Source organism: Cobetia sp. ICG0124, assembly GCF_004006355.1.
GTDB lineage: Bacteria > Pseudomonadota > Gammaproteobacteria > Pseudomonadales > Halomonadaceae > Cobetia > Cobetia marina.
Genome location: NZ_CP024893.1, coordinates 317,355 through 329,728, shown reverse-complemented (window position 1 = coordinate 329,728; position 12,374 = coordinate 317,355). Strand labels below are relative to the sequence as shown.

General features: G+C 64.0%; 12 protein-coding genes and 1 pseudogene. 8 read left to right on the top strand and 5 right to left on the bottom strand.

Annotated features, from left to right (window positions below; all coding sequences use genetic code 11):
• Positions 1-167: 167 nt before the first annotated feature.
• Positions 168-902 carry a 30S ribosomal protein S2 gene (gene rpsB / locus CU110_RS01595; protein WP_065392491.1) on the bottom strand — a complete coding sequence of 245 codons (735 nt, stop codon included), beginning with the start codon at positions 900-902 and terminating at the stop codon, positions 168-170.
• A gap of 316 nt (positions 903-1,218) precedes the next feature.
• On the opposite strand from rpsB, the gene map reads away from it, so the two are divergent.
• The 7 genes from map to CU110_RS01560 all read left to right on the top strand — a co-directional run bounded on the left by map (position 1,219) and on the right by CU110_RS01560 (position 9,258).
• Positions 1,219-2,010: a type I methionyl aminopeptidase gene (gene map / locus CU110_RS01590; RefSeq protein WP_077378170.1), complete on the top strand. Its 792-nt coding sequence runs from the start codon at positions 1,219-1,221 to the stop codon at positions 2,008-2,010.
• Positions 2,011-2,015: 5 nt separating this feature from the next.
• Positions 2,016-4,727, top strand: coding sequence for a [protein-PII] uridylyltransferase (locus CU110_RS01585; RefSeq protein WP_084207815.1), 2,712 nt, complete (start codon positions 2,016-2,018; stop codon positions 4,725-4,727).
• A 138-nt stretch (positions 4,728-4,865) separates the two neighbouring features.
• Entirely contained in the window at positions 4,866-6,065 is a 1,200-nt protein-coding gene (dapC, locus tag CU110_RS01580; protein WP_077377820.1) for a succinyldiaminopimelate transaminase, read from the top strand.
• Between the two features lie 39 nt (positions 6,066-6,104).
• Positions 6,105-6,506, top strand: coding sequence for an ArsC family reductase (locus tag CU110_RS01575; protein ID WP_346427151.1), 402 nt, complete (start codon positions 6,105-6,107; stop codon positions 6,504-6,506).
• Between the two features lie 40 nt (positions 6,507-6,546).
• Entirely contained in the window at positions 6,547-7,572 is a 1,026-nt protein-coding gene (gene dapD / locus CU110_RS01570; RefSeq protein WP_077377814.1) for a 2,3,4,5-tetrahydropyridine-2,6-dicarboxylate N-succinyltransferase, read from the top strand.
• Positions 7,573-7,651: 79 nt separating this feature from the next.
• Complete coding sequence (gene dapE / locus CU110_RS01565; protein WP_084209577.1) at positions 7,652-8,848, top strand: succinyl-diaminopimelate desuccinylase; 1,197 nt, start codon at positions 7,652-7,654, stop codon at positions 8,846-8,848.
• A complete protein-coding gene (locus CU110_RS01560; protein ID WP_084207814.1) occupies positions 8,845-9,258 on the top strand; it encodes a hypothetical protein in 414 nt (137 codons plus the stop codon). The genes dapE and CU110_RS01560 overlap by 4 nt, the downstream gene beginning before the upstream one ends.
• Before the next feature lie 100 nt (positions 9,259-9,358).
• Here CU110_RS01560 and CU110_RS17480 read toward each other — a convergent pair whose 3' ends face one another.
• Positions 9,359-9,823 carry a cold-shock protein gene (locus CU110_RS17480; protein ID WP_077377808.1) on the bottom strand — a complete coding sequence of 155 codons (465 nt, stop codon included), beginning with the start codon at positions 9,821-9,823 and terminating at the stop codon, positions 9,359-9,361.
• A 125-nt stretch (positions 9,824-9,948) separates the two neighbouring features.
• On the opposite strand from CU110_RS17480, the pseudogene CU110_RS17810 reads away from it, so the two are divergent.
• Positions 9,949-10,056 (top strand): annotated as a pseudogene (locus tag CU110_RS17810) (SlyX family protein); the annotation flags it as partial.
• Positions 10,057-10,104: 48 nt separating this feature from the next.
• Here the strand turns inward: CU110_RS17810 and trxB are convergent.
• From trxB to CU110_RS16450, 3 genes are all read right to left on the bottom strand, one after another.
• Positions 10,105-11,061 (bottom strand): thioredoxin-disulfide reductase, encoded by a 957-nt coding sequence (trxB, locus tag CU110_RS01545; RefSeq protein WP_077377802.1) that lies wholly within the window; start codon positions 11,059-11,061, stop codon positions 10,105-10,107.
• 191 nt (positions 11,062-11,252) lie between these two features.
• Entirely contained in the window at positions 11,253-11,855 is a 603-nt protein-coding gene (locus CU110_RS01540) for a peroxiredoxin (RefSeq protein ID WP_065392448.1), read from the bottom strand.
• A 143-nt stretch (positions 11,856-11,998) separates the two neighbouring features.
• Positions 11,999-12,325, bottom strand: coding sequence for a CPXCG motif-containing cysteine-rich protein (locus CU110_RS16450; protein WP_240665438.1), 327 nt, complete (start codon positions 12,323-12,325; stop codon positions 11,999-12,001).
• Positions 12,326-12,374 lie beyond the last annotated feature (49 nt).

Below are 12,374 nucleotides of genomic sequence, written 5' to 3'. Positions count from 1 at the left end.
CTGTCGTGTCGACGTCTTTGAATACGGGAATTCGGTCACGACCGCTTGAGCGGTCGCAAATGAGGGGGCCGTGGCCCCCTCATTGCCTGACCTGACTGCCGCTTGGCTAGGCCATGCCGCACTTAGTGTAGCGCAGCGTGTGTGACAGTCAGATCAAGCCGCCAGGATCACTCTGCTGCGTCTTCTTCAGCCGCAGTTTCGACGAACTCACCGGCCAGCTCTTCTTCCTTGTTCTTGCCACAGGCGCCTGCAATTGCCTGGACATAGATCTGGATGGCACGGATGGAGTCATCGTTACCCGGGATGACGTAGTCCACGCCGTCCGGGTTGGAGTTGGTATCGACGACGCCGATGACCGGGATGCCCAGCTTGTTGGCTTCGTTGATCGCGATGCGCTCGTGGTCAACGTCGATCACGAACATGGCGTCCGGCAGGCCGCCCATTTCCTTGATACCGCCGATGGAACGCTCGAGCTTGTCCTGCTCACGAGTGGCCATCAGGACTTCTTTCTTGGTCAGCTTCGCGAAGGTACCGTCTTCATGCATCTGCTCGATTTCGCGCAGGCGCTTGATGGACTGACGGATGGTCTTGAAGTTGGTCAGCATGCCGCCCAACCAGCGATGGTTGACGTACGGCTGGCCAGCCTTGCGAGCTTCTTCCTTGATGATCTTGCCGGCAGCGCGCTTGGTGCCCACGAACATGATCTTGTTGCCATTGGCAGCCATCTTCTCGACCACTGACACGGCTTCGTTCAGCGCCGGCAGGGTGTGCTCGAGGTTGATGATGTGGATCTTGTTGCGAGCGCCGAAGATGAACTTGGACATCTTCGGGTTCCAGTACTTGGTCTGGTGACCGAAGTGTGCGCCTGCCTTGAGCAGATCGCGCATGTTGACTTGCGCCATGTGAATATCTCCTGGATATCGGGTTGGGCCTCCACGTCCCCCATGGATCCGACCGCTTGCGCGGCACCCGGGACCATGTGACGGAACGTGTGTGGATTGGGGTTATGTACGTCAGTCCTTTCAATGTCGCCTCGGCCAGATGCCCGGAGGTGGCCGATCGAGGAGAATTTGCAGGAAAGCGCGCGGCTTTATACCATAGCTCGACCACGATATGAAGTCGCGACTGCCCGACACGGCACGCGATGCGTCGCGCCATTCCCCCGCCACGCGCGGCCTGGCGGCGTTTCATCCCTCTTATCTCCTGCCTCGAGTCCTCATGAACATTCCCATCAAGACAGCTGAAGAAATCGACAAGATGCGCGTCGCCGGCCGTCTGGCGGCTGAAGTGCTGGAGCTGCTCGACGAGCACGTCCGTCCCGGTGTCACCACGGGCGAGCTCAATCGCATCGCTCACCATCACATCACCGAGGTTCAGGGCTGCATTCCGGCACCGCTCAACTACCACGGCTTCCCGAAATCGATCTGCACCTCGATCAATCACGTGGTCTGTCACGGCATCCCCGATGACAACAAGAAGCTCAAGAAGGGTGACATCCTCAACATCGACATCACCGTGATCAAGGACGGCTATCACGGCGACACCTCGAAGATGTACATCGTCGGGGAACCGACCATCCAGGCGGAGCGCCTGTGCCGCATCACCCAAGAATGTCTCTACAAGGGCATCGAGCTGGTACGCCCGGGCGTGCGTCTTTCCGAGATCGGTCGCGCCATCCAGAAGCATGCCGAAGCGGCAGGTTACAGCGTCGTGCGTGACTTCTGCGGCCACGGTATCGGTGCCGGCTTCCATGAGGACCCGCAGGTGCTGCACTATGACGGCTACGAAGCCCGTGCCGACGCCGAGCTCCTGGAAGGCATGTGCCTGACCATCGAGCCGATGGTCAATGTCGGTGGTTACAAGGTGAAGGTACTCAAGGACGACTGGACAGCCGTGACCAAGGACAAGAGCCTGTCCGCGCAGTGGGAGCACACCCTGCTGGTCACCGCCACCGGCGTCGAGGTGCTGACACGTCGCACGGAAGAGGACCTCTCCTTCCTCGAGGGTTGATCACGATGCTCCTGCACCACTACCACTTCGTCGAGCGTGAAGCGCTCTACGATGCCGTCACCTTCGACGGCGAGCTGGCCACGACGAAGACGCCCATCCCGCTGTTCAAGCGGGCTCTGGCACAGGTACAGGAGCGTCTCGAGGCCCGCTTCAAGGCGGGTGCCGACATCCGCGACCTCATCCATGGCCGAGCCCGCGCCATCGATCGCCTGCTGGCCATCGCCTGGCAACGCCAGGCCTGGCCGGATGATGGCATCGCCCTGCTCGCCGTGGGCGGCTATGGCCGTGGTGAGCTGCACCCGCACTCCGACATCGACCTGCTGCTGTTGCTGGAGCAGGACGATGACATCCCCTACCGTGAGGCGCTGTCCGCCTTCATCACCTTCCTTTGGGACATCGGGCTCGAGATCGGCCAGTCGGTGCGCTCGCTGAGTGACTGCGAACGTGAGGCCCGTGCCGACGTCACCGTGATCACCAACCTGCTGGAATCCCGTGTCATCGCCGGCCCGCAGCGGCTGCGCGAGGCCATGCGCGAGCGCCTGGGTACCGACCGTCTGTGGCCGGCCGAGGCCTTCTTCGAGGCCAAGTGGCAGGAGCAGATCGCTCGCCACCACAAGTTCGCCAATACCGAATATCACCTCGAGCCCAACATCAAGTCATCCCCCGGTGGCCTGCGCGATATCCAGATGATCGGCTGGGTCGCCAAGCGTCACTTCGGGGTCGAGCGCTACGACAACCTCGTCGAGCTGGGCTTCATGAATGACGCCGAGCTGCGCATCCTCAGCCAGGGCCAGGCCTTCCTGTGGCAGGTGCGCTTCGCGCTGCACATGCTGGCCGGACGCGCCGAGGACCGGCTGCTGTTCGACCACCAGCGCACCATCGCCGAGCTGTTCGGCTTCCAGGACACGCCCGAGCACCTGGCGGTCGAGCAGTTCATGAAGCGCTACTATCGCCACGTCACCGCCCTGGCGGGCCTCAACGACATGCTGCTGCAGCACTTCGATGAGGCCATCCTGCGCCATGACGAGCCGGTCAACATCGTGCCGCTCAATCCGCGCTTCGAGATTCGCAGCGGCTACATCAGCCTGCGCGAGGAAGGCGTGTTCCGCCGTCGCCCCGCCGCGCTGCTGGAGCTGTTCCTGCTCATGGCCCAGCACCCCGAGATCGAGGGCGTGCGCGCCGACACCATCCGCGCACTGCGTGATCATCGTCACCAGATCGATGACGCCTTCCGTGACGACGTCCGTCACCAGAGCCTGTTCATGGAGCTGATGCGCTCCGGCGGCAACGTGCCACGCGTCCTCAAGCGCATGGCGCGCTACGGCATCCTCGGCAAGTACCTGCCGGCCTTCGGTCGTGCCGTCGGCCTGATGCAGCATGACCTGTTCCACGTCTACACCGTCGATGCCCACACCCTGCGTCTGCTCAAGGTCGCCCAGGAATTCCGCGCCCCTGACGCGGAAGAGGAATTCCCCGTCGCCGCCGCCTTGATCCGTGAACTGCCCAAGCTGGAATTGCTGTGGATCGCGGGGCTCTATCATGACATCGGCAAGGGACGCGGCGGCGATCACTCCGAGATCGGCGCACTGGAAATCGAGGACTTCGCCCGCCGTCATGATCTCAGCCAGCGCGACACTCGCACCCTGAGCTGGCTGGTGCGCCACCATCTGCTGATGTCGATGACCGCACAGAAGCAGGACATCGCCGACCCCGAGATCATCACGCGCTTCGCCGAGATCGTCGGCGACGAGACGCATCTCGACTACCTCTACGTGCTGACGGTGGCCGACATCAATGCCACCAACCCCTCGCTGTGGAATGGCTGGCGAGCGGCGCTGCTGCGTCAGCTGCACATGGAGACGCGCAGGGCGCTGCGACGGGGCCTGGAGCATCCGCCGGAACGCCACGAATGGATCGCCGAGACCCGCGAGGAAGCCCTGTCACTGCTGGCCGGCATGGGCACCTCACGCAGCGACGCCGAAGCGCTGTGGGCCAGCCTCGGTGACGACTACTTCGTACGCTACGCGCCCAGCGAGGTGGCCTGGCACACCCAGGGCATCCTGGCACGTCAGGCATCGCCCCAGCTGGACGAGCATGGCGAACCTCTGCCGCTGGTGCTGACCAGTGCCCCCACCGAAGAGATGACCGAAGGCGGCACCAAGGTCTTCATCCATACCCGCTCGGTGGACAACCTGTTTGCCGCCACGGCGGCGGCACTGGAGCAGCTGGGGCTCTCGATCCACGATGCACGCATCGCCACCTCGAGCCACAACTGGACGCTCAACACCTTCATCCTGCTCGATGACGACGGTGAGCCGATCCGCGATGCCGCACGTCTCGCCGACATCCGCACCCATCTGGTCGAAGAGCTGGATGATCCGGATGACTACTCGGTGATCGTCAACCGTCACACGCCGCGTCAGCTCAAGCATTTCCGCATCGCGCCACGCATCACGCTCAGCCAGGACTACACCAATGGCCGCAGCGTGCTGGAAGTGATCGCCTCTGACCGCCCGGGTCTGCTGGCGCGCATCGGCCGCGTGTTCATGGAGCACGAGATCGCCATCGATGCCGCCAAGATCGTCACCCTGGGCGAGCGCGTCGAGGATATCTTCTTCATCACTGACCGCGCCGGTGAGCCGATCACCGACCCAGAGCGCCAGACGCGCCTGCGTGATGCCCTGACCGAAGTGCTCCAGGTCGGCGAGCGCGGCTGACACGGACACGTCACGCAGGCATGAACAGCGAGAGGCCGCCGGCACCCCGCGATTGAGGGGACCGGCCGCCTTCCCTATAATCGCGAGTCGACCTGCATGGCAGTCCGGCCGGCAACGGCCATCACCCATGGAACGTGCATGAACCCGGATCTCGACCAGCTCAAGCCCTACCCGTTTGAAACCCTGGCCAAGCTGCGCGAGGGCGTCGTCCCCAACCCCGCTCTGGACCCGATTGCGCTGACCATCGGCGAGCCGCGTCACGCGCCGCCCGAGTTCGTGCTCGACACCCTGCGCGAGCACATCATGGGCGTGGCCAAGTATCCCGCCACCGGCGGCCTGCCGGAATTGCGCTCCGCGATCGCCAGCTGGCTGGAGAAGCGCTTCTCGCTCAACGCCACCCCGGATATCGACCAGCAGGTCCTGCCGGTCACCGGCACCCGCGAGGCACTGTTCGCCTTCATCCAGGCCTCGCTGGACAGCACGCGTCCGGCGCGCGTACTGGTGCCGAATCCCTTCTATCAGATCTACGAAGGCGCGACGCTGCTGGCCGGCGGCGAGGTCACCTACCTGCCCTGCCCCGCCGAGAACGGCTTCCGCCCCGACTATGCCGCGGTGCCGGCCGAGGTATGGCGTGACACCCAGATCGTCTTCGTCTGCTCGCCGGGCAACCCCACCGGCGCGGTGACGCCGCTGGCCGACTTCCAGCAGCTGATTCGCCTCGCTGACGAGCACGACTTCCTGATCGCCTCCGACGAGTGCTATTCGGAGCTTTACCTCGACGAAGCCACACCGCCGCCGGGCCTGCTGCAAGCCTGTGCCGCCATGGGTCGTGATGACTACGCGCGCTGCGTGGTCTTCCACTCGCTGTCCAAGCGCTCCAACCTGCCGGGCCTGCGCTCCGGCTTCGTGGCCGGCGATGGCGAGGTGATCCGTCGCTTCCGTCACTACCGCACCTATCACGGCTGCGCGATGCCGCTGCACCACCAGCACGCCTCCATCGCCGCCTGGAATGATGAAGCCCACGTGCTGGCCAATCGCGACGCCTACCGCGAGAAGTTTGCCGCCGTGACCGAGATCCTCGCGCCGGTGATGGACTTCCCGACCCCGGAAGCCAGCTTCTATCTCTACCCGGCCGTGCCGGGCGGGGATGACGCCGCCTTCACCCGCGAGCTGCTGCGTGAGGAGGCCGTCGGCGTGCTGCCGGCAAGCTACATGGCGCGTGAGGTGGACGGCGTGAATCCGGGCGCCGGACGCATTCGTCTGGCGCTGGTGGCCGAACTGGAACAGACCGTCGAAGCCGCCCGGCGCCTGCGTCGCTTCGTCGAACGCCTGCGCTGAGCGCCAGGCCTGCACGGGCTGACAGCAGCCCAACACTGGATGACAGCCCCGCGCGGCGGGGTGGATTGGCTCAAGGAGACCGCCATGCACGTGCTCTACGGCATCAAGACCTGTGATACCTGCCGCAAGGCGCGCCGCGCTCTCGACGACCGGGGCGTGCCCTATCGCTGGCATGACCTGCGTGAGGATGGCCTCTCCGCCAGCCTGCTGGAATCCTGGCTGGAGCAGACCGCCTGGAGCAGCCTGCTCAACAAGCGCAGCACCAGCTGGCGCAACCTGAGCGATGAACAACGTGACAGCCTCGATGCCAACTCGGCACGTGCATTGATGCTGGAGCACCCGACCCTGATCAAGCGTCCCATTCTCGAGCGTCATCCCGCCGACAATGAGATGGATCTGGTGATCGGCTATGACAAGGCGGTCTACGAACCGCAGGACTGAGCTACCCCTTACACCACTGGACACCCCGGAGATTGACACGATGTTGAGCCTTGCCCTCGGAATCGGCACCCAGAACACCACCGGCGACTGGCTGGAAGTCTACTATCCTGCCCCGCTGTTCAAGCCGACCGCTGCCGTTGCTGACGCCGCTCGCAAGGCACTGGACGCACCGGCTGGCACCACCGCCACCAGCTTCCTGCCGGAACACTGCGCCGCCCTGGCCAGCGCCCTGCGCGACGCCGGTGACAGCGCCCAGGCCGAACTGGCCGAGAGCCTGGCCGCCAGCCAGCGCCCGCTGGTCGCCATGTTCATCGAGGAAGACGCCGCCCCGCAGAGCGTGCCGGAGGTCTACCTCAAGCTGCACCTGCTGTCTCACCGCATGGTGCGTCCGCACGGCATCGATCTGACCGGCATGTTCGGTCTGCTCAAGAATGTCGCCTGGACCAGCGAAGGCGCCATCGACATCGAGGAGCTGCCGGCGCGTCGCCTCAAGGCCCGCCTGGAAGGTCGCACCCTATCCGTGGACTGCGTCGACAAGTTTCCGAAGATGACCGACTACGTGGTGCCGACCGGCATTCGTATCGCCGACACCGCGCGTGTGCGTCTGGGCGCCTACCTGGGCGAAGGCACCACCGTGATGCACGAAGGCTTCTGCAACTTCAATGCCGGCACCGAAGGCCCGGGCATGATCGAAGGCCGCATCTCCGCGGGCGTCTTCGTCGGCAAGGGCTCTGATCTGGGCGGCGGTTGCTCCACCATGGGCACCCTGTCCGGTGGCGGCAACATCGTCATCAAGGTCGGCGAAGGCTGCCTGATCGGCGCCAATGCCGGCATCGGCATCCCGCTGGGCGATCGCTGCACCGTGGAAGCTGGCCTCTACATCACCGCCGGCACCAAGGTCATGGTCTTCGACAACGAAGGCCAGGAAGTCGAGACGGTCGCGGCCCGTGAGCTGGCGAGCCAGGACGACCTGCTGCTGCGTCGCAACTCCGTCACCGGCCGTGTCGAGTGCCGCACAAACAAGAGCGCCATCGCGCTCAACGATGCCCTGCACGCCCACAACTGAGGCGCGTGACGGCTGCCTGTCAGGCCCCCGAATTTCGCGTTGCCGCTCCTCGCGGCGACGCCTGCAGCGATGGCCCATGATGACTGATTCACACGCACCGCTTCCGTCACGCCCCAGCAATCTCTCGCCGACGCTGGAACTGGCCTTCGACCTGATCGAACGCCCTTCCGTCACACCGGATGATCTGGACTGCCAGGCCCTGATGATCGACCGTCTCGAGGCACTTGGCTTCACGATCACCCGCCTGCCCTTCGGTGATGTCGAGAATTTCTGGGCAGTACGCGGTCATCATGGTCCGGTGCTGGCCTTCGCCGGCCACACCGACGTCGTGCCCACCGGCCCGGAAGCCAACTGGCAGTACCCGCCGTTCTCACCGTGCATCGATGACGCCGGCTTCCTGTGTGGCCGTGGTGCCGCCGACATGAAGGGCTCGCTGGCCGCGATGCTGACCGCCACCGAGCGCTTCGTGACCGCCAACCCGGACCACGAAGGCCGCATCGCCTTCCTGATCACCTCCGATGAGGAAGGCCCGGCGGTTCACGGTACCCGCGCGGTGGTCGAGTATCTGCGCGAGCACCACGAACGCCTGGATTACTGCATCGTCGGCGAGCCGTCCTCCACCGACTATGCCGGTGACGTGATCAAGAATGGCCGTCGCGGCTCGCTGGGTGCCGTCATGCACGTGAAAGGCGTGCAGGGCCACGTGGCCTATCCGCACCTGGCACGCAACCCGATCCACGAGGCCGCCCCGGCACTGGCCGCCATGGCCGCTGAACACTGGGACGACGGCAACGACTTCTTCCCGGCAACCAGCTTCCAGATTTCCAACATCCGTGGCGGTACCGGCGCGACCAACGTCATCCCCGGCGAGCTGGAAGTGGTGTTCAACTTCCGCTATTCCACCGAGCTGACCGCCGATGACCTCAAGCGTCGCACCTACGAGATCCTCGAGAAGCACGGTCTGGACGTCGAGATCGAGTGGAACCTGAGCGGCGAGCCCTTCCTGACACCGGAAGGCGCGCTGGTCGATGCCGCCGTGCACGGCGTGGAACGCGCGCTGGGACGCAAGCCGGTACTGTCCACCTCCGGCGGCACCTCGGACGGACGCTTCATCGCCACGCTCGGCACCCAGGTGGTAGAGCTGGGGCCGGTCAACGCGACCATCCACAAGATCGATGAACGCGTCATGGCCAGCGACCTGGACCAGCTCTCCAGTGCCTATGAACACATCCTGGAATACCTGTTTGTCCCCGCGACCCGAGAGACCACGGCATGAGCGACACCCCGCACACTGACGCCGATGAGCAATACCCGGACATCGAGATCTACCTCAAGCCCTTGAGCCTGGAAGCGCTCGGTGCCTGGCTGGGCGAGCAGTTCGGGCAGGTCGTCGTCTTCCAGCCGGCCGGCAAGCTGCAGCACCGGACCCGCCTCACGCGTGACGGCGCCGAGATCGCGGTACTGGTCGTGGAGAAAGTCGCTGACGGGTTCGCCAGCCTGTGGTTCGACAGCGCCAGCACTCCCTGGGCACGTGATGTCGACTGTGCTCGCGCCGCCGCCCGAGGGCTGCAGGTCGAGGCGCGCTGCTCGCTGGGCAGCTGGCAGCCAGGTGATGAGCCGGACCGCTTCTTCCGCGTCATGGCCGATGGCAGCGAAGAGGCCTTCACCTGGCCAGACCAGGGCTGAGTGACGCGACGCTCGTCACCCCAATGTGCAGGCCATGAACGACAACGCCCCGCAGGCTAGCCTGCGGGGCGTTGTCGTCTTTCACTGAGCGAGTCAGCGATCAGGTGATGACCGTCACGTCATCCGCCTGCAGGCCACGCTCATTGCTGATGACGTGGTAACGCACCTTCTGACCTTCGGCCAGCGTGCGATGGCCCTTGCCACGGATGGCACGGAAGTGCACGAAGACATCTTCACCGCTCTCGCGGGTCACGAAGCCATAGCCCTTGTTGACGTTGAACCACTTGACCTCGCCGATCTCACGATCGTCGTCCTCGACTTCGGCCAGCGCCGCGGAACGCGGTGTCAGCACCGGAATGGCCAGGGTGGCGACCAGCAGCAGAATGAAGACGGCGACGGCAGCAGCGGCGTAGGCCAGTTCAAAGCCCTCGACGCTGAGTGCCGTGGACAGCGTGTCGGCCAGCTCGCCGCCGGTCAGGGTGATGAAGACGGCAATCAGCAACGGTGCCGGCAATGCCAGCAACAGACTGATGATGAAACAACGGAAGAACGATTTGGAACTCATCAAGATAAACTCTCTAAGCAATGGATTAAGGTGGAACGCGATGCGACCGTCAGTCGTCGGACCTCTGCCTGAACGCAACGCCTCACGGCGATGCCCGTGGCTGTGACTGACACTCGGATGCTCGGCTGGAAGCACGCCTGGAGGCGCTCGAAAGCCGCCTGGCCCACCAGGATGACTGGCTGGAGACGCTGGATCGCACCGTGATTGCCCAGCAACGCCAGATAGAGACGCTCGAGCGCCTCACCGCGCTGATGAGCGCGCAGCTGCACCAATTGCGCGAATCAGGCAGTCAGGCCATCCAGATAGCGCTCGGCGTCCAGCGCCGCCATGCAGCCAGTACCGGCAGAGGTGATCGCCTGGCGATAGACGTGATCCATCACGTCACCACAGGCATAGACACCGGGGATGCTGGTCTGGGTGGCATTGCCTTCCAGGCCGGACTGGACCTTAAGATAGCCGCCCTGCATCTCCAGCTGGCCTTCGAACAGGCTGGTATTCGGACGATGGCCGATGGCGATGAACACGCCCATCGAGCTCAGCTCCTTGGTGGCGCCACTCTCGACATGACGCAGACGCACGCCGGTGACGCCGGAGTTGTCACCCAGCACCTCATCCAGCGTGTGGTGCCATTCCACCGCCATGTTGCCGTTCTCGACCTTGTCGAACAGCTTGTCCTGCAGAATCTTCTCGGCGCGCAGGCTGTCGCGACGGTGCACCAGGGTGACCTTGGAGGCGATGTTGGACAGGTACAGCGCTTCCTCGACCGCGGTGTTGCCGCCACCGACCACCACGACTTCCTGATTGCGATAGAAGAAGCCGTCACAGGTCGCGCAGGCCGAGACGCCCTGGCCCATGAACTGCTGCTCGCTCGGCAGTCCCAGATACTGTGCACTGGCACCGGTGGCGATGATCAGCGCATCACAGCTGTAGCTGCCGTTGTCACCCTTGAGCAGGAACGGACGCTCGCCGAGAGTCACTTCGTTGATGTGATCGAACAGGACTTCGGTCTCGAAGCGCTCGGCGTGGCGGCGCATGCGCTCCATCAACTCCGGCCCCTGCACACCGGCATCATCGCCCGGCCAGTTGTCGACATCGGTGGTGGTGGTCAGCTGGCCACCCATCTGCATGCCGGTGATCAGCAGCGGCTTGAGGTTGGCACGCGCGGCATAGACGGCAGCGGTGTAACCCGCCGGGCCGGAGCCGAGGATGATCAGACGTTCGTGACGGACATTGCTCATGGATGACCTCAGGGTGAACAGGGACTGCGCAGATTAGCGCAGACGCGCCGAGCTTTCAGCACTGCGCTCAGACCGGCATCGCAGAAGCTTATGACGCTAGCCTCAGATACACGGAAGCCGCCGCCAGGGGCGACGGCTTCCGGTTCGCCTGCCAGTCGAGCCACTCATGCTGATCGCGACCAGGCAGCGACTTACAGGCTGCTGGAGTGACCTGCCAGGTACTTGGCGACACCTTCAGCGGTGTCCTTCATGCCTTCCTGACCTTCTTCCCAGCCTGCCGGGCAGACTTCGCCGTTGGTCTGGTGGAACTGCAGGGCCTTGACCATGCGGACCATCTCGTCGACGTTGCGGCCCAGCGGCAGGTTGTTGACGACCTGGTGCTGAACGACACCGTCTTCGTCGATCAGGAAGGACGCGCGCAGTGCGACGCCAGCTTCCGGGTGCTCGACACCGAAGGCCTGCACGATTTCGTGCTTGACGTCAGCCACGATCGGGAAGCCGACTTCACCGATGCCGCCAGCGTCCGGAGAGGTCTTGCGCCATGCGTGGTGAGTGAACTGGGAATCGATGGAAACACCGATGACTTCAACGCCGAGTTCCTTGAACTTCGCCAGACGGTTGTCGTGGGCGATGATTTCAGACGGGCAAACGAAGGTGAAGTCCAGCGGCCAGAAGAACAGCACACGCAGCTTGCCGTTGGAATCAGACAGCTTGTAGTTGTCGACGATGGTACCGTCGCCCAGCACAGCTGCGGCTTCGAAATCCGGGGCCTGACGTCCGACCAATACGCTCATGGTGATCTCCTGAGAAATGATGATGGAAGGCGCAAAGCCGCCTTCGTGATGAATCGCCACACAGACTAATCGCCTCAGGTGGCAGATGCCAAATGTTTGGCGCAATCACCATCATAGAGTTTGCCTATGAAAGCTCGATGACGTCAGAGCACGTCATCGTCCTGGCCGATATCCAGGCCGTCCAGCTCACCACTGACGGGGTCCACCTGCTGGCGCACCTGAATCGGCTGACAGCAGCGCTCGCAGTCGATGATGTTGGTCAGACTGCCCTCGTCCAGATCCAGGAACACCGTGAAGGGCGTGTCACAGTAGGGGCAGTTGATTTCCGCCTCGTGCAGCGCCTCACTGGTCACGCCCTCATGCTTGTCCTCGAGCAGCTCATGCCCCGGCCACTCATCGGACTGCCCCGAGGAATGCTCCGCCAGCCACTGCTCGACGGCAGCATCCAGTACCTCGTCATCTTCCGGCAACTCACCCGGCTCACCTCAGGCGACGCGTCGCAGCCGGCCAAGGCACCTG